The organism is Burkholderia sp. AU44665, from assembly GCF_030504405.1.
Classification (GTDB): Bacteria; Pseudomonadota; Gammaproteobacteria; order Burkholderiales; family Burkholderiaceae; genus Burkholderia; species Burkholderia semiarida.
This window is the reverse complement of the sequence record NZ_JAUJRI010000001.1, coordinates 81,877-102,806: the sequence shown is the minus strand read 5'-3', so window position 1 is coordinate 102,806 and position 20,930 is coordinate 81,877. Positions and strand designations below refer to the sequence as shown.

General features: G+C 66.2%; 20 protein-coding genes. 7 read left to right on the top strand and 13 right to left on the bottom strand.

Annotated features, from left to right (window positions below):
• Positions 1-19: 19 nt before the first annotated feature.
• The 3 genes from QZM15_RS00455 to QZM15_RS00445 all read right to left on the bottom strand — a co-directional run bounded on the left by QZM15_RS00455 (position 20) and on the right by QZM15_RS00445 (position 2,705).
• Positions 20-778: a dimethylarginine dimethylaminohydrolase family protein gene (locus tag QZM15_RS00455; RefSeq protein WP_059639859.1), complete on the bottom strand. Its 759-nt coding sequence runs from the start codon at positions 776-778 to the stop codon at positions 20-22.
• Positions 779-953: 175 nt separating this feature from the next.
• Positions 954-2,204, bottom strand: coding sequence for a DUF1479 domain-containing protein (locus QZM15_RS00450; protein WP_302105559.1), 1,251 nt, complete (start codon positions 2,202-2,204; stop codon positions 954-956).
• Between the two features lie 111 nt (positions 2,205-2,315).
• On the bottom strand, positions 2,316-2,705 hold the full coding sequence (locus QZM15_RS00445) for a VOC family protein (protein ID WP_302105558.1): 390 nt from the start codon (positions 2,703-2,705) through the stop codon (positions 2,316-2,318).
• A 71-nt stretch (positions 2,706-2,776) separates the two neighbouring features.
• On the opposite strand from QZM15_RS00445, the gene QZM15_RS00440 reads away from it, so the two are divergent.
• Complete coding sequence (locus QZM15_RS00440) at positions 2,777-3,754, top strand: AraC family transcriptional regulator (protein WP_302105557.1); 978 nt, start codon at positions 2,777-2,779, stop codon at positions 3,752-3,754.
• 90 nt (positions 3,755-3,844) lie between these two features.
• Here the strand turns inward: QZM15_RS00440 and gltA are convergent, their stop codons facing one another.
• The 7 genes from gltA to QZM15_RS00405 form a co-directional block, all read right to left on the bottom strand.
• Positions 3,845-5,146, bottom strand: a complete 1,302-nt coding sequence (gltA, locus tag QZM15_RS00435) for a citrate synthase (protein WP_011881720.1) — start codon at positions 5,144-5,146, stop codon at positions 3,845-3,847.
• 66 nt (positions 5,147-5,212) lie between these two features.
• On the bottom strand, positions 5,213-5,485 hold the full coding sequence (locus QZM15_RS00430) for a succinate dehydrogenase assembly factor 2 (RefSeq protein ID WP_059582797.1): 273 nt from the start codon (positions 5,483-5,485) through the stop codon (positions 5,213-5,215).
• Between the two features lie 6 nt (positions 5,486-5,491).
• A complete protein-coding gene (locus tag QZM15_RS00425) occupies positions 5,492-6,193 on the bottom strand; it encodes a succinate dehydrogenase iron-sulfur subunit (RefSeq protein ID WP_006479352.1) in 702 nt (233 codons plus the stop codon).
• A gap of 21 nt (positions 6,194-6,214) precedes the next feature.
• Positions 6,215-7,990, bottom strand: a complete 1,776-nt coding sequence (gene sdhA, locus QZM15_RS00420; protein ID WP_059582803.1) for a succinate dehydrogenase flavoprotein subunit — start codon at positions 7,988-7,990, stop codon at positions 6,215-6,217.
• A 3-nt stretch (positions 7,991-7,993) separates the two neighbouring features.
• Positions 7,994-8,362, bottom strand: a complete 369-nt coding sequence (gene sdhD, locus QZM15_RS00415) for a succinate dehydrogenase, hydrophobic membrane anchor protein (protein ID WP_006487767.1) — start codon at positions 8,360-8,362, stop codon at positions 7,994-7,996.
• Between the two features lie 4 nt (positions 8,363-8,366).
• The gene (sdhC, locus tag QZM15_RS00410; protein WP_040139410.1) at positions 8,367-8,783 is read right to left on the bottom strand and encodes a succinate dehydrogenase, cytochrome b556 subunit; all 417 of its coding nucleotides are present in this window, start codon (positions 8,781-8,783) and stop codon (positions 8,367-8,369) included.
• A gap of 168 nt (positions 8,784-8,951) precedes the next feature.
• Positions 8,952-9,767 (bottom strand): GntR family transcriptional regulator, encoded by an 816-nt coding sequence (locus QZM15_RS00405; protein ID WP_059583137.1) that lies wholly within the window; start codon positions 9,765-9,767, stop codon positions 8,952-8,954.
• Between the two features lie 297 nt (positions 9,768-10,064).
• Between QZM15_RS00405 and QZM15_RS00400 the strand changes: the two genes are divergently transcribed.
• From QZM15_RS00400 to acnA, 5 genes are all read left to right on the top strand, one after another.
• Positions 10,065-11,051, top strand: a complete 987-nt coding sequence (locus QZM15_RS00400; protein ID WP_302105556.1) for a malate dehydrogenase — start codon at positions 10,065-10,067, stop codon at positions 11,049-11,051.
• Between the two features lie 183 nt (positions 11,052-11,234).
• The gene (locus tag QZM15_RS00395; protein ID WP_059582810.1) at positions 11,235-12,242 is read left to right on the top strand and encodes a CoA ester lyase; all 1,008 of its coding nucleotides are present in this window, start codon (positions 11,235-11,237) and stop codon (positions 12,240-12,242) included.
• 229 nt (positions 12,243-12,471) lie between these two features.
• Positions 12,472-12,987 (top strand): hypothetical protein, encoded by a 516-nt coding sequence (locus tag QZM15_RS00390; RefSeq protein WP_059582813.1) that lies wholly within the window; start codon positions 12,472-12,474, stop codon positions 12,985-12,987.
• Between the two features lie 29 nt (positions 12,988-13,016).
• A complete protein-coding gene (locus QZM15_RS00385; RefSeq protein WP_059582817.1) occupies positions 13,017-14,468 on the top strand; it encodes a bifunctional 2-methylcitrate dehydratase/aconitate hydratase in 1,452 nt (483 codons plus the stop codon).
• A gap of 52 nt (positions 14,469-14,520) precedes the next feature.
• Positions 14,521-17,238, top strand: coding sequence for an aconitate hydratase AcnA (gene acnA / locus QZM15_RS00380; RefSeq protein ID WP_059582818.1), 2,718 nt, complete (start codon positions 14,521-14,523; stop codon positions 17,236-17,238).
• A 103-nt stretch (positions 17,239-17,341) separates the two neighbouring features.
• Here acnA and QZM15_RS00375 read toward each other — a convergent pair whose 3' ends face one another.
• From QZM15_RS00375 to QZM15_RS00365, 3 genes are read right to left on the bottom strand one after another with little or no spacing between them, the layout of a single operon-like run.
• A complete protein-coding gene (locus QZM15_RS00375) occupies positions 17,342-17,779 on the bottom strand; it encodes a DUF1801 domain-containing protein (RefSeq protein WP_124657191.1) in 438 nt (145 codons plus the stop codon).
• Positions 17,776-18,207, bottom strand: a complete 432-nt coding sequence (locus tag QZM15_RS00370) for an SRPBCC domain-containing protein (RefSeq protein ID WP_124860652.1) — start codon at positions 18,205-18,207, stop codon at positions 17,776-17,778. The genes QZM15_RS00375 and QZM15_RS00370 overlap by 4 nt, the downstream gene beginning before the upstream one ends.
• The gene (locus QZM15_RS00365; protein WP_059582824.1) at positions 18,207-18,530 is read right to left on the bottom strand and encodes a helix-turn-helix transcriptional regulator; all 324 of its coding nucleotides are present in this window, start codon (positions 18,528-18,530) and stop codon (positions 18,207-18,209) included. Before QZM15_RS00365 ends, QZM15_RS00370 begins: the two co-directional genes overlap by 1 nt.
• 647 nt (positions 18,531-19,177) lie before the next feature.
• Between QZM15_RS00365 and QZM15_RS00360 the strand changes: the two genes are divergently transcribed.
• Positions 19,178-20,911 (top strand): protease pro-enzyme activation domain-containing protein, encoded by a 1,734-nt coding sequence (locus QZM15_RS00360; protein ID WP_124860654.1) that lies wholly within the window; start codon positions 19,178-19,180, stop codon positions 20,909-20,911.
• Positions 20,912-20,930 lie beyond the last annotated feature (19 nt).

Genomic DNA, 20,930 nt, shown 5'->3' with positions numbered 1-20,930 from the left:
GCCGCCGCGCGCCAATCGACTAGAACCGCAGCGACAGGCACGTCAGGCCGCCGTCCATCTTGCGGAACTCGCTCGTGTCGATCACGTGCAGCGGCATGCCGAGCGACGCGATCGCGTCATGCACGCGCGGATAGCCGGCCGGCGTGATCAGCGTGCCGTTCACGCGCAGCGTGTTGGCCGCATATTCGTCGGCGGCGGAAATCGCGATCCTTCGATAGTCGGCGAACGCCGGATGCGCGGCCAGTGCGTCGGTCACGAGCAGCGTGTCGTCGCCAAGCGCATTGACGACCGATTTCAGGTGCAGGCCGGCGCCAACCGGCACCGCGACGACCGAATATCCATGGCGCGACACCAGCGACTCGAACGCGGCGATGCCTTGCGCGTCGGTGCGGCTCGTCAGCCCGATGAAGAAGCGCTTGCCGACCAGCATCACGTCGCCGCCGTCGAGGCGGCCCTGTTGCATCGGCAGCAGCTCGCGATGCACGCGCAGCGCCGCTTCGATGTGCGCGGTCTCGCCGCGCCGGGCGGGCGCGCCGGGGCGCGTGATCACCGCGAATTCCGGCGTGACGACGGCAACGTCCTCGACGAAGTGCGAATCGGGAAACGCATCGAGCGGCGGCAGTTCGGTCAGCTCGACCGCGAGCATGCGCAGCGCGTCGCAGTAAGCGTGGAACTGCGCGAGCGTCTTGTCGTAGTCGGGTGCGCCGAGTTCGGCGGTGGTCAGGCCCGCGCCGCAGGACGGCGCGGGACGGCGAACGATCGCTTGCGTGAATTGCATCGACTCCTCCATGATCTGCGCCGCACCCGTGCCGTGCACGGGCCGGCGGCGTCGTGACCGGACCATTATCGGAAGCCAAATTGCGCCATTCGCGTCGATTTCGGCGGCGCCGACAGCCGATTGCGTCGAATTGCGCGCACCACGCAGCCGATTCGGCGAACGGGCCGCCCCCGCGTCATGCGCCGGGCTCGAATCCCATCTGCGCGCGGCCGAGCGCCGTGAGTTCGGCCTCCCCCGCGCGCCCGTCGAAATCGACTTCGAAATGGTCGGCCGGGAAATCCGGCGGGCTGTCGCCGCGCAGGAACGCGCAACGCTGGCGTTGCAGGTACGCGTCGTTCTTCGCGCAGCCGGGCGCGGCCGCGATGTACATCACGTTGCTGTCGCCGCCGCCGCGATGCGCATCCTCGACCGCATGCACGACGTCGCCGTGCCAGAACACCGCGTCGCCCGGTTCCATATGCGGGATCGGCACCAGCGCATCGAGCAGCAGCGTGTGCCATTCCGGGCGAATCGACAGCGCGCGGCCGGGACGCGCGCCGCACAGGTCGTCGTCGGCGACGTCGTCCTGCAGCGCGCGCAGCACGACATAGGCCATCGCGTTCGCAACCGGGATCAGCTGCAGCGTGCCGTCGCCGGGCCCCTGCGGTGTCAGCGCGGTCCAGCCCTGGAACGTGCGGAACATCGAACACACGGCCGGTGACGGAATCTCTTCGACGTCGGGCCGGAACGCCGCATCGAACGGATCGTACTCGCGCCAGCGGCCGGCCAGCACATGGCGATAGACCTGCCGAAAATTCGCGCCGAGCCAGCGCTCGACCGAGCCGCCGTCGACATGCGGCGACAGCCCGAGCGACGTCGAACCGGGCGGCCGGCGGCGGATCCGGTCCGCATACGCGGGCACCCGGTCGGGATCGAAATGCGCACGTGCGCCGTCCGCATGCCGCCACAGGCGGTTCAGGAACACCCGCGCCTGCGTGAGCGCCGGCGACTGGCGCGCGGCCACCTGCGGCTTCGACCAGTAGACGCCGTAGATCTGCGGCTTGCCCGACGCGAGATTGCCGAAATAGCGGTCCTCCGCGCGCGCGTGCAGCCGGTCGGCGAAACGGTTCGCATCCAGATACGCGCCGATCTCGTCGTTCCAGTCGCGTGCCTGCCTCGCATCGAACACGCCGCGGATCACGACCGCGCCATGCATGCGGATCGCCGCAACCGCATGCGGATCGACCCGGCCGCCCGCGATATCCGCGAACGGCACGACCGGAATCACGTCGTGGCCGTGCGCGTGCGCGCGGCGGATCGCATCGACCTGCCGGGCGATGTCGCCCTCCACTTCGCGGAACGTGGCCGCATAACCGGGCAAATCGGCGCGCAGCGCCCGTTTCGCCGCGCGGATCGCGGCAGGCAGGTCGTCAATCGTCAGTTGCATCGTCGTCTCCTCGCTGAAAGCGTGTCGTGATGTGCTGTCAGCGTACGGCCGGCACACGGCCGCCATTACCACTATCCGGCCAATGATCGATACAATCCTGACAATCGTGCGTCATTCGGGACGATGGCAGACCACGCAGAGCTTGTTGCCGTCCGGGTCGCGGAAATACGCACCGTAATAGTCGCGGTGATAGTGCGGCCGCAGGCCCGGCGGCCCTTCGCAGGTGCCGCCATGCCGCAGCGCGAGTGCGTGGCAGCGATCGACGTGCGCGCGGGTCGGCGCATCGAACGCGATCGTGTGGCCGTTGCCCGGCTCCGGTGGGCGGCCGTCGAGCGGCTTGCCGAAGAAGAACAGCGGCCGCTCGGCGTTGGCCGGCATCCAGCCCGACCAGCCGTCCGGCTCGCGGAATTTCAGGCGCAGCCCGAGTGCCGCGAACAGCGGCGCATAGAAATCGTAGGCGCGCGCCGTATCGCCGACGCCCACGCACACATGTGAAAACATGGCATCGCTCCTTGGTGAGAATCGCTCACGATCATGCCACGGCGCACTGCCCGCCCCTACCGGAGGCCGCGATGAAACCGCAATACGAGCACGTGACGTTCGCGTCCGGCTGTTCGATCCGCGTCTATCACCGCCAGCTCGCGCGCATTCCGTTCGAATGGCATCGCCATCCCGAGTACGAACTGACGCTGACGCTCAACAGCTGCGGCCAGCGCTTCATCGGCGATCACGTCGCGCGCTACGCGGACGACGATCTCGTGCTCGTGCCGCCGAACCTGCCGCATACGTGGTCGTCGAACGCGCGCATCGATCGCGACGCGCCCGAAGTCGCGCTCGTCGTCTGGTTCGACGGAGACTGGGCGCGGCGGCTGGCCGACTGCTGCCCCGAATACGCGCCGCTGCGCTCGCTGCTGCGGCGCGCGGCGCCGGGCCTGCGCTTCGACGTGGAGACGGCCCGCGCGATGCGCGCGCGGCTGCAGCGGTTGCTCGATCCGTCGCCGCGCGTACGGCTTGCAGCCACGCTCGACACGCTTGCCGATCTCGCGGAAGCCGGCGGCGAACCGCTCGCCACCGCGCATGCGTACGACCGGCCCGACGGCGCGCCGTCGCCCGGCGGGCCGGGCGCGCCCGAAGCCGAACGCCTCGACCGCGTGCTCGACGCGATCGACCGGCATTTCCACGAACCGCTGCGCATCGACGCACTCGCCGCTGCCGCGCACCTGTCCGAACGCACGCTGCAACGGTTGTTCGTCCGGCATCTCGGCGAAAGCGTCGGCCGCTACGTGCAGCGGCTGCGCCTCGCGCATGCATGCCGCCATCTCGTCGGCACCGACTGGCCGATCGCGACGGTCGCCGCGCGCTGCGGCATTCCGAATGCCGCGAACTTCAATCGCCAGTTCCTCGCCGCGCGCGGCACGACGCCCGGCGCGTACCGGCAGTTCTTCAAGCAGCACGGCCATGCACCGGACGACGACGCGCCCGCGCTCGACACGCGGCCGCCGTCGCTGGAGCGCCGCGCCGGCTCGGGCCAACGCCGGCCGCGCAAATGAAAACACCCCGACGGGCTGACCCGTCGGGGTGTCGTGGCGTTGCGGTTGCCCGACGCGAGCGACCTGCCGGCCGCTCGCGCCGCACGCGGTTTAACGTGCGTTGAGCGGCTTCGCTTCGCGCGGCGTATCGCCGATGAACAGCTGGCGCGGACGGCCGATCTTCTGTTCCGGATCGGCGATCATTTCGTTCCACTGTGCGATCCAGCCGACCGTACGTGCCATCGCGAAGATACACGTGAACATCGACGTCGGGATGCCCAGCGCGCGCTGGACGATACCCGAGTAGAAGTCGACGTTCGGGTACAGCTTGCGCGACACGAAGTATTCGTCTTCCAGCGCGATCTTCTCGAGCTGCATCGCGAGCTTGAACAGCGGGTCGTCGTGCAGGCCCAGTTCGTTCAGCACTTCGTAGCACGTCTCGCGCATCAGCTTCGCACGCGGGTCGTAGTTCTTGTACACGCGGTGGCCGAAGCCCATCAGCTTCACGCCCGAGTTCTTGTCCTTCACCTGCTTGATGAATTCGGGGATGTTGTCCGGCGAACCGATCTGCTCGAGCATGTTCAGCGCGGCTTCGTTCGCACCGCCGTGCGCCGGGCCCCACAGACACGCGATACCGGCCGCGATACACGCGAACGGGTTCGCGCCCGACGAGCCGGCCAGACGGACCGTCGACGTCGATGCGTTCTGCTCGTGATCGGCGTGCAGGATCAGGATGCGGTCGAGCGCGCGGACGAGCACGTCGTTGACCTTGTACTCTTCGCACGGGTTCGAGAACATCATGTGCATGAAGTTCGCGCTGTACGACAGCGAGTTCTTCGGATACACGAACGGCTGGCCGATGCTGTACTTGTACGCCATCGCGACGAGCGTCGGCAGCTTCGCGATCATGCGGATCGCCGACACTTCGCGGTGACGCGGGTCGTTGATGTCGAGCGAGTCGTGGTAGAACGCCGACAGCGCGCCGACCGCGGCGACCAGGATCGCCATCGGGTGCGCGTCGCGACGGAAGCCACGGAAGAAGAAGTGCATCTGCTCGTGCACCATCGTGTGCTTCGTGACGGTGTCGACGAATTCCTTCTTCTGCGCGGCGTTCGGCAGTTCGCCCTTCAGCAGCAGGTAGCAGCTTTCGAGGAAGTCCGCGTTTTGTGCGAGGTTGTCGATCGGGTAGCCGCGGTACAGCAGCTCGCCCTTGTCGCCGTCGATGTACGTGATCGCCGAATTACACGAAGCCGTCGACATGAAGCCCGGGTCGTAAGTGAACTTGCCGGTCTGGCCGTACAGCTTGCGGATGTCGATCACGTCCGGGCCCATCGTGCCCTTGTAGATCGGCATTTCGACGCTCGGCGAGTTGTCGCTGAACGATAGCGTGGCTTTAACATCAGACGGAGTCATGGCACATCCTCAATCGAAATAAAGAAACGGGATTCGATAACGGGCGCAGCGCGTTACACCTTGGCGTCACACGTTGCGCAGCATCTCCAACAGCCGGTGAATGTCCGGGCTGTCTAGGTCGCCTTCTGGTTCCTTGCGCGCGAGGAGCAAGTCCATCAGGTCGTTGTCGCTCAGATCGAGCAGGCGCGACAACGCGCCTACGTCTGCATCGGTGAGGTCATGCTCGTATCGGCTGAAGAAACGCTCGAATACGATGTCGTTTTCCAGCAGACCCCGCCGCGCGCGCCAGCGCAGGCGCGCGCGGCGGTGCGGGTCGGATTGATGCGATTCGTCGCTCATCAAACTTTATACCGCGCGCCGAACCATCAGTTCCTTGATCTTGCCGATCGCCTTCGTCGGGTTCAAGCCCTTCGGGCAAACGTCGACGCAGTTCATGATCGTATGGCAACGGAACAGACGGTACGGGTCTTCCAGGTTGTCGAGACGCTCGCCGGTGGCGGTGTCGCGGCTGTCCGCGATGAAGCGGTAAGCCTGCAGCAGGCCGGCCGGGCCGACGAACTTGTCCGGGTTCCACCAGAAGCTCGGGCACGACGTCGAGCAGCTCGCGCACAGAATGCACTCGTACACGCCGTCGAGCTCGTCGCGCTCTTCCGGCGACTGGAGGCGTTCCTTCTCAGGCGGCGGCGCGTCGTTGATCAGGTACGGCTTGATCGAGTGGTACTGGTTGAAGAAGTGCGTCATGTCGACGATCAGGTCGCGCACGACGGGCAGGCCCGGCAGCGGGCGCAGCACGATCTTCTGCGGCAGGTCGTTCAGGTTCGTCAGGCACGCGAGGCCGTTCTTGCCGTTGATGTTCATCGCGTCCGAACCGCACACGCCTTCGCGGCACGAACGGCGGAACGACAGCGTCTCGTCCAGTGCCTTCAGCTTGACCAGTGCGTCGAGCAGCATGCGCTCATGCTGGATCTCGAGCTCGTACGTCTGCATGCGCGGCGCTGCGTCCTTGTCCGGATCGTAGCGGTAGACTTCAAAAATGCGTTTTGCCATTTCGGATTCCTTTGACTCGGCTTAGAACGTGCGCGGCTTCGGCGGCACGGAATCGACCGTCAGCGGCTTCATTTGAACCGGCTTGTAGTCGAGGCGATCGCCTTCGCTGTACCACAGCGTGTGGCGCAGCCAGTTCTCGTCGTCGCGGTGTTCGTAGTCGCTGTGCGCGTGCGCGCCGCGGCTTTCCTTGCGCGCTTCCGCCGACACCATCGTTGCGCGGGCCACTTCGATCAGGTTCTCCAGCTCGAGCGCTTCGACGCGCGCGGTGTTGAACACCTTCGACTTGTCCTTCAGGTGGATGTTTTCCACGCGCGCCTTCAGGCCGGCCATCTGGTCGACGCCTTCCTTCAGCAGCGCCGACGTGCGGAACACGCCTGCGTGCTTCTGCATCGTTGCGCGGATGTCGTTCGCGACGTCCTGCGTGTACTCGCCCGAGCTCGACTTGTCGAGCTTGTTCAGGCGCGCGAGCGAGAACTCGCCCGCATCCGCCGGCAGCGGCTTGTGTTCCTTCTGATTCTTCACGTGCTGGACGATGTGGTTGCCGGCCGCGCGGCCGAACACCACGAGGTCCAGCAGCGAGTTCGTGCCGAGACGGTTCGCGCCGTGCACCGACACGCACGAGCATTCGCCCACTGCGTAGAAGCCGTTGACCGGTTCCTTGTGATCGCGCGACGTGCCGACGACCTGACCGTGGATGTTGGTCGGGATGCCGCCCATCTGGTAGTGGATCGTCGGGACGACCGGGATCGGCTCCTTGATCGCGTCGACGTTCGCGAACTTCAGCGCGATTTCGCGGATCGACGGCAGACGCTTCATGATCGTCTCGGCGCCGATGTGCGACAGGTCGAGCAGCACGTGATCCTTGTTCGGACCGACGCCGCGGCCTTCCTTGATTTCCTGGTCCATCGAACGCGACACGAAGTCACGCGGCGCCAGATCCTTCAGCGTCGGTGCGTAGCGTTCCATGAAGCGCTCGCCGTTCGCGTTGCGCAGGATGCCGCCTTCGCCGCGCACGCCTTCGGTGATCAGCACGCCCGCGCCGGCCACGCCGGTCGGGTGGAACTGCCAGAACTCCATGTCCTGCAGCGCGATGCCCGAGCGGGCCGCCATGCCGAGGCCGTCGCCGGTGTTGATGAACGCGTTCGTCGATGCCGCGAAGATCCGGCCTGCGCCGCCCGTCGCGAACAGCGTCGTCTTGCCTTCCATGATGTAGACGTCGCCCGTCTCCATCTCGAGGGCCGTCACGCCGAGTACGTCGCCGTCCGCGTCGCGGATCAGGTCGAGCGCCATCCATTCGACGAAGAACTGCGTCTTCGCCTCGACGTTCTGCTGGTACAGCGTGTGCAGCAGCGCGTGACCGGTACGGTCGGCGGCCGCGCAAGCGCGCTGGACCGGCTTCTCGCCGTAGTTCGCGGTATGGCCGCCGAACGGACGCTGGTAGATCGTGCCGTCCGCGTTACGGTCGAACGGCATGCCGAAGTGCTCGAGTTCGTACACGACGTTCGGCGCTTCGCGGCACATGAACTCGATCGCGTCCTGGTCGCCGAGCCAGTCGGAACCCTTGATCGTGTCGTAGAAGTGGTAGTGCCAGTTGTCTTCGCTCATGTTGCCGAGCGACGCGCCGATCCCGCCTTGCGCGGCCACCGTGTGCGAACGGGTCGGGAACACCTTCGACAGCACGCCGACCGACAGGCCCGCGCGCGACAGTTGCAGCGCCGCGCGCAAGCCGGAGCCGCCCGCGCCGACGATCACGACGTCAAACTTGCGGCGCGGGAGGGAAGTTTTGATTGCAGCCATTCTTTACACTCTCCAGAGAATCTGCGCGGCGTAGCCCGCACATGCGAGCAGCCAGACGATGGTCAGCGATTGCAGCAGCAGGCGCACACCGACGGGCTTCACGTAGTCCATCCAGATGTCGCGCACGCCGACCCATGCGTGGTAGAAGAGGGAAAGCAGCATCACGAAGGTCGCGAGCTTCATCCATTGCGCGGCGAAGATCGATGCCCAGCCTTCGTACGAAAAATCGTGCGCGCCGAAGAACAGGACGAGCAGAATGACCGTGTAGACCGCCATGATCGTGGCGGTGACGCGCTGCGCGAGCCAGTCGCGCAGGCCGTAGTGTGCGCCGACGACGAGGCGCTTCGAGCCGATTCGGTTGTTGGCTGCCATTTTCTTAGAATGCTCCGAACAGTTTGAGTGCCATGGCGATCGTCAGCGCAATCGAGACGACAAAGACGACGACGGCCGTCCGCTTGCCGCCTTCCTTCGAGACGGCGTCGTGGTTGACGTCCATCAGCAGGTGGCGAATGCCGGCGCAGAAATGGTGGAAGAAGGCCCACGACAACGCGAGGACGATCAGCTTGACGACGATGTTGGAGAGGAACTGCTTGAAGACCTCGAAGCTGAGCTCGGAGGTGAGGCTCTGGTCGAAGAGGAACAGCAAGAACGGCAGGAACAGGAACAGCAGCGCGCCGCTGACTCGGTGGAGAATCGACAGTATCGCCGCCAGCGGCATGCGATACTTCAACGTGATGTCGCCGATTCCGATGTTCCGGTATTCCGGCCTCGGCTTTCTTACTGCGTCAGTCATGCTAGACCCCTACTATGTTGTCACACTAATCCGCGATTTTAGCGCCTTTTCATATCGCGCTGCAGCGAAAGTCTGCTCTGGATAATTGCGCGAACACGAACAAAGGCGGCCCGAAACGTGCTTCGCGAGCGTGGGAAACGCGAATGCACGCGGCTGAACCGAACGTCGTCAGCTCAAGTCATTCTGATAGTAGTACCCGGTTGTGACATACCAGCCGCGGCGCACTTCCACCGGCCGGTCCCCGTACGTATAGGACACGCGCTCGACCGACAGCAGCGGGAAACCGGCCGGCACGTGCAGCAGGTCGGCCACCGCCGGATCCGCCGCGACCGCGCGGATCTTCTCCGTCGCGCGGATCATCCGCGTACCGAACTCCGTCTCGAACATCGCGTAGAGCGGCCCCTTGTATTCGCTCAACCGCTCGAACGTCAGCCCGCGGAACATCGCGCCCGGCAGCCAGATCTCGTCGAGCACCGTCACTTCGCCGTCGAACTCCAGCAGGCGGCGCACCTGCACGACGGGGTCGGCGGGCTTCAGGTCGAGCTGCCGTGCGATCTCGGCCGGCGCGCGCAGGCGCCGGCATTCGAGCAGACGGCTCACGTGCGGGTGCTCGGCGCCGTCGTCGGCCAGCAGACGCAGAAAGCGGAATTGCGCGCGATCCTCGTTGTGCGTTGCAACAAAAGTACCCTTGCCCTGCCGCCTGACCACCAGGTTTTCGGCGGCCAGCTCGTCGATCGCCTTGCGAACGGTGCCCTGGCTGACCTTGTAACGGGCCGCGAGCTCCACTTCGCTGGGGATGATCTCGCCCGGCTTCCATTCGCCGGATTCGAGACTTTGTGTGATCAACGACTTGATCTGCTGGTATAACGGGCTGAACGTCGGCGACGCGGCCGCCGCGGGCGAAGCCGCGGGATCGCCCGCGCCCGGCTGCCCTGGGCCGCCTGCGCCGGTCTGATTCGCGGTGTTCGCCTGGTTCGATGTCATGGCGCGCATTTCATCACAAACCGCACTTTTTCGTCCACTCAATTTCCGCAAAACATCTGTCTTATATAAGACATATGATACCGTTTGACTTTGCGCGTGACGGCTCCTACACTCCCGGTCGAGCAAGGGTTCGCGGGTGCAACAGCGCGTCCCCGGCTACGTGCCACGGCCGTCTCCAGGTTCACCGCGTCCGCCATCGCGAGTCCTCCGCCCTGCTTCAATGCAACGCTACGCACAACGCGCATAGAATGGCGTTTTCGCTCGCGTCCAACGCTTCACCCGTCCTGGAGATTTTCAATGGCTAAGCCCGCAAAGCGCGTTGCCGTCACCGGCGCCGCAGGTCAAATCGCTTACTCCCTGCTGTTCCGCATCGCGAACGGCGACCTGCTCGGCAAGGATCAGCCGGTCATCCTGCAACTGCTCGACCTCCCGCAAGCCCAAGCCGCCATCAAAGGCGTCGTGATGGAACTCGACGATTGCGCGTTCCCGCTGCTCGCGGGCGTCGTGATCACCGACGATCCGAAGGTCGCGTTCAAGGATGCCGACGTCGCGCTGCTGGTCGGCGCACGTCCGCGCTCGAAGGGCATGGAGCGCAAGGACCTGCTGTCGGCGAACGCCGAAATCTTCACGGTCCAGGGCGCCGCGCTGAACGAAGTCGCGAGCCGCGACGTGAAGGTGCTGGTCGTCGGCAACCCGGCGAACACGAACGCGTACATCGCGATGAAGTCGGCGCCGGATCTGCCGAAGAAGAACTTCACGGCCATGCTGCGCCTCGACCACAACCGCGCGCTGTCGCAGCTCGCCGCCAAGTCGGGCAAGCCGGTCGCGTCGATCGAGAAGCTCGCCGTGTGGGGCAACCACTCGCCTACGATGTACCCGGACTTCCGCTTCGCGACCGCCGAAGGCGAATCGCTGCTGAAGCTGATCAACGACGACGTGTGGAACCGCGACACGTTCATCCCGACCGTCGGCAAGCGCGGCGCGGCGATCATCGAAGCGCGCGGCCTGTCGTCGGCAGCGTCGGCGGCGAACGCGGCGATCGACCACGTGCGTGACTGGGTGCTCGGCACGAACGGCAAGTGGGTCACGATGGGCATCCCGTCGGACGGCTCGTACGGCATCCCCGAAGACATCATCTACGGCGTGCCGGTCACCTGCGAAAACGGCGAATACAAGCGCGTCGAGGGCCTGGAAATCGACGCGTTCTCGCGCGAGAAGATGGACGGCACGCTGGCCGAGCTGCTCGAAGAGCGCGACGGCGTCGCCCACCTGCTGAAGAACTAAGCATCACGCATCGGGCCGGGCGGCCTTCGGGCGCCCGGCTTCGGGGCGGGCCGGCATGCCGCCGCCCCGCGCCGAGCGATCCGATTCGCGCACGTTTTGCCGCCTCGCGCCACCTCTCGCCGGCCCAGAACCTGCCCGAATCCGATTTTCTCCACGTTGACCCGCTTCCCTGACGTAGAAGAGATGGCCGCGCTCACTCCTGCACAAGTGCTCTACGACGGGGCGTCCCCGCCCGCGATCCTGCCCTGCTGCGATCACTACGCGGGCAGCGAGAAGCTGATGCGCAAGTCGCTCGCACTGCAGGCCGAGCTGGGTCCCGTGTTCGACCTCACGCTCGACTGCGAGGACGGCGCGGCCGTCGGCCAGGAAGCCGCGCACGCGGCGCTCGTGGCCGACCTGCTCGGCAGCGCCGAGAACCGCTTCGGCCGCGTCGGCGTGCGCATCCACGACTTTTCCCACCCGCACTGGCGCGACGACGTGCGCATCGTGCTGCGCGCGGCGCGCGTACCGGCCTACATCACGCTGCCGAAGATCGCGAACGCCGCCGACGCGGCCGAAATGACCGCGTTCATCGAAGGCACGCGCCGCGAGCTCGGCATCGCGCAACCGATCCCTGTCGACGTGCTGGTCGAAACGCACGGCGCGCTCGCGCAGGCGGCCGCCCTCGCCGCGCTGCCGACGGTCGGCACGCTGAGCTTCGGGCTGATGGATTTCGTCTCCGCGCACCACGGCGCGATCCCCGACTCCGCGATGCGCTCGCCCGGCCAGTTCGATCACCCGCTCGTGCGCCGCGCGAAGCTGGAAATCGCCGCGGCCTGTCACGCACACGGCAAAACATCGTCACACAATGTGACGACCGAGGTGCGCGACATGAGCGTGGTCGCCGGCGATGCGCGCCGCGCGCGCGACGAATTCGCCTTCACGCGGATGTGGAGCATTCACCCCGCGCAGATCCGCCCGATCGTCGACGCGTTCGCCCCGCGCACCGACGAAGTCGCGCTGGCCGCCGAGATCCTGCTGGCCGCGCAGGCCGCCGACTGGGGCCCGACGCGCCACGGCGATACGCTGCACGATCGCGCGAGTTATCGTTATTACTGGTCGGTGCTGCGCCGTGCGCGGGCCACCGGCCAGCCCGTACCGTCCGAGGCCGCGCCGCTGTTCGGCCCGGCCGCCGCGGGCGTCGCGCATTGAGTGCGCGCCGCCGGCCGAGCCACGCGTTGCATGCATCCGCCGGCACGCGAGCCGGCAGACGTTTGCGAAACGACAAAAAACGTAACGGAGCCCGAAAACCTGATATATGCGCGGCCAAATAGGTGAAAATAGCGGCCGCTGCGCGCTTTCGGGGCGCGTGCAGTTTCAAACCGGCCGGCAGTGTCGATTGCCGGCCCTTGTCAACTGATTATCGAAAGGTTCTGACTCCATGAAGAAACTCCTGATCGCTACCGCCATCGGCGCCTTGTCCGCCACGATGCTGGTGTCGGCTCCGAGCGCGTTTGCCCAGGGTACGGCCACCACGACCGCGAAGAAGGCAGCGGCCAAGCGCCCGGCGCCGGCCAAGCGCATCATCCCGCGCAGCAAGAAGGCGCAGGCGCGCGCGGCCGCCAAGGTCGATCCGGTGCCGGAAGGCGCGGTCAAGTGGTCCTGCAAGGAAGGTCTGTCGTTCGATCTCGCCGGCGACATGAAGCGCGACCAGGTCGTCACGGTTCACTGGGCGAAGAAGAACTACAAGCTGCCGCGCCAGACCACGACGACGGGCGCCGACACGTTCTACGATCCGGCAGCAGGCTTCAAGCTGGTCGTGATCCCGACCAAGGCGATGCTGTTCTCCGACGCGAACGGCGGCGAGCGCCTCGCGGACGAGTGCGTGACGCCGGAAATGGCGCAAGGCGGCGCAGCGCCGACGCAGGCGAACGAACTGAAGCCGGCAACGAACTAAGCGCGCGTTTTTCCGCTCTCGGCCCCTCGATGTCCGCCCCGGTCTCCAACGTCCGCCCTGCTCCGGATACGGTACTCGTCGACATCGTCGACTACGTGCTGAACACCGGCATCGACAGCGCGCTCGCGCTGGAGACGGCGCGTCATTGCCTGATCGACACGCTCGGATGCGGACTCGAGGCGCTGTCCTACCCTGCCTGCACCAAGCTGCTCGGCCCCGTCGTGCCCGGCACGATCGTGCCGAACGGCGCGAAGGTGCCCGGCACGTCCTTCCAGCTCGATCCCGTCCAGGCCGCGTTCGGCATCGGCGCGATGATCCGCTGGCTGGACTTCAACGACACCTGGCTCGCCGCCGAATGGGGTCATCCGTCCGACAACCTCGGCGGGATCCTGGCGACGGCCGACTGGCTCTCCCGCACGGCCCGCGCGGCCGGCCGCAAGCCGCTCGCGATGCGCGACGTGCTGGTCGCGATGATCCAGGCCCACGAGATCCAGGGCTGCCTCGCCCTCGAGAATTCGTTCAACGCGGTCGGGCTCGACCACGTGCTGCTCGTGAAGGTCGCATCGACGGCCGTCGTCGGGCGCCTGCTCGGGCTCACGCGCGACGAGCTGATCAACGCGGTGTCCAACGCGTTCGTCGACGGCCACGCGCTGCGTACCTACCGCCATGCGCCGAACACCGGTTCGCGCAAATCCTGGGCGGCCGGCGACGCCACGTCCCGCGCGGTGCGCCTCGCGCTGATCGCGAAAACGGGTGAAATGGGCTATCCGTCGGCGCTCACCGCGAAGACCTGGGGCTTCTACGACGTGCTGTTCGACGGCAAGCCGTTCCGCTTCCAGCGCCCGTACGGCACGTACGTGATGGAAAACGTGCTGTTCAAGATCGCGTTCCCCGCCGAATTCCATGCGCAGACGGCCGCCGAGGCCGCGCTGCTGCTGCACGCACGGCTCGCCGCGGCGGGCCGCACGACCGACGACATCGGCCGGATCACGATCCGCACGCATGCGGCCGCGATCCGCATCATCGACAAGCAGGGCCCGCTCGCCAATCCGGCCGATCGCGACCACTGCATCCAGTACATGGTCGCCGTGCCGCTGCTGTTCGGCCGGCTGACCGCGGCCGACTACGAAGACTCGGCCGCGGCGGACCCGCGCATCGACGCGCTGCGCGCGAAGACCGTGTGCGTCGAGGATCCGCAATTCACGAAGGATTATCACGATCCGGACAAGCGATCGATCGCGAATGCGCTGACGATCGAGTTCACGGACGGATCGAAGCTTGCCGAAGTGGCGGTCGAGTACCCGCTCGGCCATCGGCGGCGCCGTGCGGACGGCATCCCGCTGCTGGTCGAGAAGTTCAGGACCAACCTCGCCCGCCGCTTTCCGGCCAAGCAGCAACAAGCGATTCTCGACGTGTCGCTGGACCAGGCAAAGCTCGAAGCGATGCCGGTCGATGAGTACGTCGATCTGTATATGATCTAGCCGTCAGATACAGGACTCTTTGTTTCCTAGCCTCAAACCCAGGAAAATCACCATGGCCCACAATCTCCACAAGACCCTCAAGGAATTCGACAGCGGTTCCGGCAAAGGCAAGTTCTACTCGCTGCCGCAGCTCGGCAAGGAACTGAAGACGAAGATCGAACGCCTGCCGGTGTCGATCCGCATCGTGCTCGAGTCCGTGCTGCGCAACTACGACGGCAAGAAAATCACCGAAGAGCACATCGAGCAGCTCGCGAACTGGAAGCCGACCGCGAAGCGCGTCGACGAGATTCCGTTCGTCGTGTCGCGCGTCGTGCTGCAGGATTTCACGGGCGTGCCGCTGCTCGCCGACATCGCGGCCATGCGCGGCGTCGCCGAGCGCACGGGCAAGAACCCGAAGAAGATCGAGCCGCTGGTCCCGGTCGATCTCGTCGTCGACCACTCGGTCCAGATCGACTACTTCCGCCAGAAGGACGCGCTCGACCTGAACATGAAGCTGGAATTCCAGCGCAACAACGAGCGCTACCAGTTCATGAAGTGGGGCATGCAGGCGTTCGACACGTTCAAGGTCGTGCCGCCGGGCGTGGGCATCGTCCACCAGGTGAACCTCGAATACCTCGCGCGCGGCGTCCACAAGAAGACGGACGGCGCCGACACCGTGTACTACCCGGACACCCTCGTCGGCACGGACAGCCACACGACGATGATCAACGGCATCGGCGTGGTCGGCTGGGGCGTGGGCGGCATCGAGGCGGAAGCCGGCATGCTCGGCCAGCCGGTGTACTTCCTGACGCCGGACGTCGTCGGCGTCGAGCTGAAGGGCAAGCTGCGCGAAGGCGTGACGGCCACCGACCTCGTGCTGACGATCACGGAAATGCTGCGCAAGGAGAAGGTCGTCGGCAAGTTCGTCGAATTCTTCGGCGAAGGCACGCGCTCGCTGTCGCTGCCGGACCGCGCGACGATCGGCAACATGGCGCCGGAATACGGCGCGACGATGGGCTTCTTCCCGGTCGACGAAAAGACGATCGAGTACTTCGAAGGCACGGGCCGCACGAAGGCCGAAATCGCCGCGTTCGAAAACTACTTCAAGGCGCAGAATCTGTTCGGCATTCCGAAGGCCGGCGACATCGACTACACGAAGACGGTGACGCTCGACCTCGCGACGGTCGCGCCGTCGCTGGCGGGCCCGAAGCGCCCGCAGGACCGCATCGAGATCGGCCACGTGAAGTCGACGTTCACCGACCTGTTCTCGAAGCCGGTCGCGGAAAACGGCTTCGCGAAGAAGGCGGAAGACCTGAACACGCAGTACACGACGAGCAACGGCGTCGACGTGAAGAACGGCGACGTGCTGATCGCCGCGATCACGTCGTGCACGAACACGTCGAACCCGAGCGTGCTGCTGGCGGCCGGCCTGCTCGCGAAGAAGGCGGTCGAGGCCGGCCTCACGGTCGATCCGAAGATCAAGACCTCGCTCGCGCCGGGATCGCGCATCGTCACCGAATACCTGACGAAGACGGGCCTGCTGCCCTACCTGTCGAAGCTCGGCTTCGAAGTCGCGGCGTACGGCTGCACGACCTGTATCGGCAACGCGGGCGACCTGACGCCGGAGCTGAACGAAGCGATCACGAAGAACGACATCGTCGCGGCGGCCGTGCTGTCGGGCAACCGTAACTTCGAAGCACGCATCCACCCGAACATCCGCGCGAACTTCCTCGCGTCGCCGCCGCTCGTCGTCGCGTACGCGATCGCCGGCAACATCACGCGCGACCTGATGACCGAGCCGGTCGGCAAGGGCAAGGGCGGCCGCGACATCTACCTCGGCGACATCTGGCCGACGAGCGACGAGATCCACGCGCTGCTCAAGTTCGCGCTCGATCCGAAGAAGTTCGAGGACAACTACTCGAAGCTGACCAAGAAGGGCGACCTCTGGAGCAAGATCGAGGGCGAAACGGGCGAGGTCTACGACTGGCCGAAATCGACGTACATCGCCGAGCCGCCGTTCTTCGGCAACGACTTCTCGATGGAACCGGCCGCGTCGATCCCGACCGTCAAGGGCGCGCGCGCGCTGGGCATCTTCGGCGATTCGGTCACGACCGACCACATCAGCCCGGCAGGCTCGATCAAGGAAGATTCGCCGGCCGGCAAGTGGCTGAAGGAAAACGGCGTGCAGAAGGCCGACTTCAACAGCTACGGCTCGCGCCGCGGCAACCACGACGTGATGATGCGCGGCACGTTCGCGAACGTCCGGATCAAGAACCTGATGATCCCGGCGAAGCCGGACGGCACGCGCGTCGAAGGCGGCCTGACGATCCACCAGCCGAGCGGCGAACAGCAGTCGATCTACGACGCGGCGATGCGGTACGTCGCCGCCGGCACGCCGACCGTCGTGTTCGCGGGCGAGGAGTACGGCACGGGCTCGTCGCGCGACTGGGCCGCGAAGGGCACGCAGTTGCTCGGCGTGAAGGCCGTGATCGCACGCAGCTTCGAGCGCATCCACCGCTCGAACCTGGTCGGCATGGGCGTGCTGCCGCTGCAGTTCAAGGGCGCGGACAGCGTCCAGTCGCTCGGCATCACCGGCGAAGAGACGTACGACATCGAAGGCCTCGGCGACGACTTCAAGCCGCAGCAGGACGTCACGCTCGTGATCCATCGCAAGAACGGCGAAACGCAGCGCGTGCCGGTGCTGCTGCGCATCGATACGCCGATCGAAGTCGACTACTACAAGCACGGCGGGATCCTGCCGTTCGTGCTGCGCTCGCTGCTCGCAGCGTAAGCGCTGCCTGTTGCAGGTGCCGCAGCCGCCTCGCGGGCGGTTGCGGCCGATTTGGATGCCCGACCTCGTGTCGGGCTTTTTTTCGCCGGTGCTCGATGCGGCCTTACGCCGCCTTGTCGCCGCGCGCCTTCGCGGCCGCCCCTCGCGCGTTCTTCTTCAAATGCATGCGGTTGTATTCGATTGCCGCACGCACGAGGTGCTTCAAGGCCCGCTTGTCGATCTCGTCGCCTTCGACAAGATCGATCGCGCGACGCGCGTTCCCTTCGAGGCCCGCATTGAACAGCCCGTCGGGATCGGGCAGGTGCGCGCCGTGCATGAACGTGAGCTTCACCTTGCCCTTGTGCGCGTTCGCGACCGCGATCATCCCGTCGCACGACCACACGGGGCTGCCCATCCACTTCCATTCCTCGACGATGCCCGCTTGCGCATCGAGGATCGTCTGGCGCAGGTCGGCGAGCGTCTCGCTGCGCCAGTCGGCGATGCCGGCGATCAGCGCGTCGATGCGCTCGGACGGTTGCAGCTCGTTGGCACGCGTACTCATGCGCGGGCCTCCGTTTGCGCGTCGGGGCGCGCCAGCACCTGTTCGAGCGCGTCGAGGAATCGTACCCAGCCGTACTGCGCGCCGCGATACGCCTGCTCCTGATCGGGCCGGAAGCCGACCTGCTCCATGCGCAGGCGCGTGCCGGCCGGCGTCGGCGTGAGTGTCCACGTCACGACGCTTTCGAGGCCGTGGGCCGCCCACGTATAGGACAGCGCGCGGTGCGGCTCGATCGTGAGGACCGTGCAGTCGACCGAGCCCCAGTCCGCCCGGAAGCTGAACGCCCGGCCCGCGACGGGCTCGAAGTCGCTCTTCATCAGCCACGCCTCGATCAGGTGCGGTTGGGTGAGCGCGCGCCAGATCCTCTCCGGCGGATGGGGCAGCTCCCGGTCGACGACGACGGAGCGTGTTTCGGTAGTGGCTTGGTTCATTACTGATCCATCCTTTTGAGCAGATCTTCAAGGGCATCGAACCGGCTCCGCCAGAAGCCCGCCATCTGGCTCGTCCAGTCGATCAACGGGGCCAGCGCCTGCGGCTGCGCGCTGTAGTGCGTCTGCCGGCCTTCGTGACGGTCGTTCACGAGCCCGGCCTGCTTCAGTACGCCAAGGTGCTTCGACACGGCCGGCTGCGACACGCCCGCATCGGCCGTGAGCGCGGCAACCGTCAGCTCGCCCTCCGCGCACAGCCGCTCGAAAAGCGCGCGGCGCGTCGGATCGGCGAGTGTCCGGAAAAGCGTGTCGTGTGCATTCTGCATATCGGTCACAATTCATAACTCTGTGGTTATGGATTCAAGAATATCCGCTGATCGGCTCGAGTCAAGGCGGGATTTCGCGAACGGCGCCGTTCGATTCGGCGCACGCATCGCTCGGTCGCGCCGGCGCGCGGCCTTCGTCGAATTCGAGACTCTCCTCTAATCCGCAGTCGCGCCACGCGATCCGAAAGCCGCCTGCAAGACTGTCCGGCGCGCTGTTCCACAGTTCGGGAAACATCCGGGCTCCACCGGCCCCGTCGTTGTGCATGCGCGAATCCGTTCCTGACGAGTCGCTTCCAATGACCACATAGTGCGATACGGCGCGCAGCCATTGACACGCACACGCCATGCATCCATGCGGCACGCCCTTCCGGGACCGCGCACATTCCGATGCTGCAACGAACGGCTCGTGTGTGCGAGCGACGCGCGTTGCCGCGCCGTCGTACCGCAAACCGGTTCGCTCACCGGGCCCACCATCGCCGTCGCGTACGCCGCCGCGCGTGCCCGCCATGCGTCCGGTTGTCAGAACTGACAGCTATGGAAACTGGCAGCTACCCGAACGGCATCGACGCCCTACGCTCGTCACCGCTCGCGGCCCCACAAGGGCCGGGGGTTCCAGTAACGTCGCCTCTCCTAAAAAAGGACTCCCGATGAAAAGGAACGCCTGGTTTGCCCTTCCCCTTCCGTCGCCCCGCCGCCTGGCGTGCGTGGCTCCGCTCGTGTTCGCCGCCGCTGCGGCGCATGCGGCGACGGATTGGGTCGATACCCATACGAAAGCCTTTCTGACCGGCCCGCAGTTGATGGCGCGCAGTGCGGCGCCGTCGCTCGAACTCGCGGCCGGCGAGACGACCAACGTCGTCGTCAGCCTGAAGCTGCGCAACGCCGCGCAGCTCAAGCAGCTGGCGCGCGACGTGAACCGGCCCGGCAGCGCGCATTACCGCCAGTACCTGACGCACGAGCAGTTCCTCGCGGACTACGCGCCGACCGATGCGCAGGTGAAGTCGGTCGTCGACTATCTGCACAAGAGCGGCTTCACGAATGTCGAGGTCGCGCCGAACCGCCTGCTGGTCTCCGCCAGCGGCACGGCCGGCACGGTGAAGGCCGCGTTCAACACGTCGCTCGTGCACTTCCAGTACGCGGGCCGCTCGGGTTTCGCGAACACGTCGACCGCGCAGGTGCCGCGCGCACTCGGCGACGTCGTCGGCTCGGTGCTCGGGCTGCAAAGTGTCGCGCGGGCGCGGCCGATGCTGCGCATCGGCAACGTGGCGAAGCCGCAGGCACTCGCCGCCGGCACGGCGACGGGCCACTATCCGAAGGAATTCCCGGGCCTCTACAACGCGACCGGCGTGCCGACCGCCGCCGGCGTGACCGTCGGCATCATCACGATCGGCGGCGTGTCGCAGACGCTGCAGGACCTGAAGCAGTTCACGTCGAGCAACGGCTACGGCACGGTCTCCACGCAGACCATCAAGACCAACGGCACGGGCGGCAGCTACGCCGACGACCAGGACGGCCAGGGCGAATGGGATCTCGACAGCCAGTCGATCGTCGGCTCGGCCGGCGGCCAGGTCGGCAAGCTCGTGTTCTACATGGCGGACCTGAACGCCGCCGGCAACACCGGCCTCACGCAGGCGTTCAACCGCGCGGTGTCGGACAACACCGCGAAGGTGATCAACGTCTCGCTCGGCTGGTGCGAAACCGATGCGGACGCGGACGGCACGCTCGACGCCGAGGAACAGATCTTCACGACGGCAGCCGCGCAGGGCCAGACGTTCTCGGTATCGTCGGGCGACGAAGGCGTGTACGAGTGCAACAACCGCGGCTATCCGGACGGCTCGAACTACACGGTGTCGTGGCCGGCTTCGTCGCCGCACGTGCTCGCGATCGGCGGCACGACGCTGTACACGACGTCGGCCGGTGCGTTCTCGAACGAGACCGTGTGGAACGAAGGGCTCGATTCGAACGGCAAGCTGTGGGCAACGGGCGGCGGCGTCAGCTCGATCCTGCCCGCGCCGTCGTGGCAATCGGGCAGCAATCGCCGGTTGCCGGACGTCGCGTTCGATGCCGCGCAAAGCACGGGCGCGTACATCTACAACTACGGCCAGTTGCAGCAGATCGGCGGCACGAGTCTCGCCGCACCGATCTTCACGGGCTTCTGGGCGCGGCTGCTCGCGGCGAACGGCACGGGCCTCGGCTTCCCGGCCGGCAACTTCTATGCGGACATTCCGTCGCATCCGTCGCTCGTGCGCTATGACGTCGTGTCGGGCAACAACGGCTATCAGGGGTATGGCTACAAGGCCGGCACCGGCTGGGATCTGACGACCGGCTTCGGCAGCCTGAACATCGCGAACCTCAACCAGTTGATCAAGTCGGGCGGGTTCTGAGCGATGCATGAAAGCCGGC

Coding starts and splice junctions, on each gene's coding strand:
- QZM15_RS00365 (WP_059582824.1), bottom strand. CDS start 18,530: ATGCAGAATGCACACGACACGCTTTTCCGGACACTCGCCGATCCGACG.
- QZM15_RS00385 (WP_059582817.1), top strand. CDS start 13,017: ATGTCCGCCCCGGTCTCCAACGTCCGCCCTGCTCCGGATACGGTACTC.
- QZM15_RS00390 (WP_059582813.1), top strand. CDS start 12,472: ATGAAGAAACTCCTGATCGCTACCGCCATCGGCGCCTTGTCCGCCACG.
- gltA (WP_011881720.1), bottom strand. CDS start 5,146: ATGACTCCGTCTGATGTTAAAGCCACGCTATCGTTCAGCGACAACTCG.
- QZM15_RS00425 (WP_006479352.1), bottom strand. CDS start 6,193: ATGGCAAAACGCATTTTTGAAGTCTACCGCTACGATCCGGACAAGGAC.
- QZM15_RS00400 (WP_302105556.1), top strand. CDS start 10,065: ATGGCTAAGCCCGCAAAGCGCGTTGCCGTCACCGGCGCCGCAGGTCAA.
- QZM15_RS00370 (WP_124860652.1), bottom strand. CDS start 18,207: ATGAACCAAGCCACTACCGAAACACGCTCCGTCGTCGTCGACCGGGAG.
- QZM15_RS00455 (WP_059639859.1), bottom strand. CDS start 778: ATGCAATTCACGCAAGCGATCGTTCGCCGTCCCGCGCCGTCCTGCGGC.
- sdhD (WP_006487767.1), bottom strand. CDS start 8,362: ATGGCAGCCAACAACCGAATCGGCTCGAAGCGCCTCGTCGTCGGCGCA.
- sdhC (WP_040139410.1), bottom strand. CDS start 8,783: ATGACTGACGCAGTAAGAAAGCCGAGGCCGGAATACCGGAACATCGGA.
- acnA (WP_059582818.1), top strand. CDS start 14,521: ATGGCCCACAATCTCCACAAGACCCTCAAGGAATTCGACAGCGGTTCC.
- QZM15_RS00430 (WP_059582797.1), bottom strand. CDS start 5,485: ATGAGCGACGAATCGCATCAATCCGACCCGCACCGCCGCGCGCGCCTG.
- QZM15_RS00405 (WP_059583137.1), bottom strand. CDS start 9,767: ATGACATCGAACCAGGCGAACACCGCGAATCAGACCGGCGCAGGCGGC.
- QZM15_RS00360 (WP_124860654.1), top strand. CDS start 19,178: ATGAAAAGGAACGCCTGGTTTGCCCTTCCCCTTCCGTCGCCCCGCCGC.
- QZM15_RS00395 (WP_059582810.1), top strand. CDS start 11,235: ATGGCCGCGCTCACTCCTGCACAAGTGCTCTACGACGGGGCGTCCCCG.
- sdhA (WP_059582803.1), bottom strand. CDS start 7,990: ATGGCTGCAATCAAAACTTCCCTCCCGCGCCGCAAGTTTGACGTCGTG.
- QZM15_RS00450 (WP_302105559.1), bottom strand. CDS start 2,204: ATGCAACTGACGATTGACGACCTGCCTGCCGCGATCCGCGCGGCGAAA.
- QZM15_RS00440 (WP_302105557.1), top strand. CDS start 2,777: ATGAAACCGCAATACGAGCACGTGACGTTCGCGTCCGGCTGTTCGATC.
- QZM15_RS00445 (WP_302105558.1), bottom strand. CDS start 2,705: ATGTTTTCACATGTGTGCGTGGGCGTCGGCGATACGGCGCGCGCCTAC.
- QZM15_RS00375 (WP_124657191.1), bottom strand. CDS start 17,779: ATGAGTACGCGTGCCAACGAGCTGCAACCGTCCGAGCGCATCGACGCG.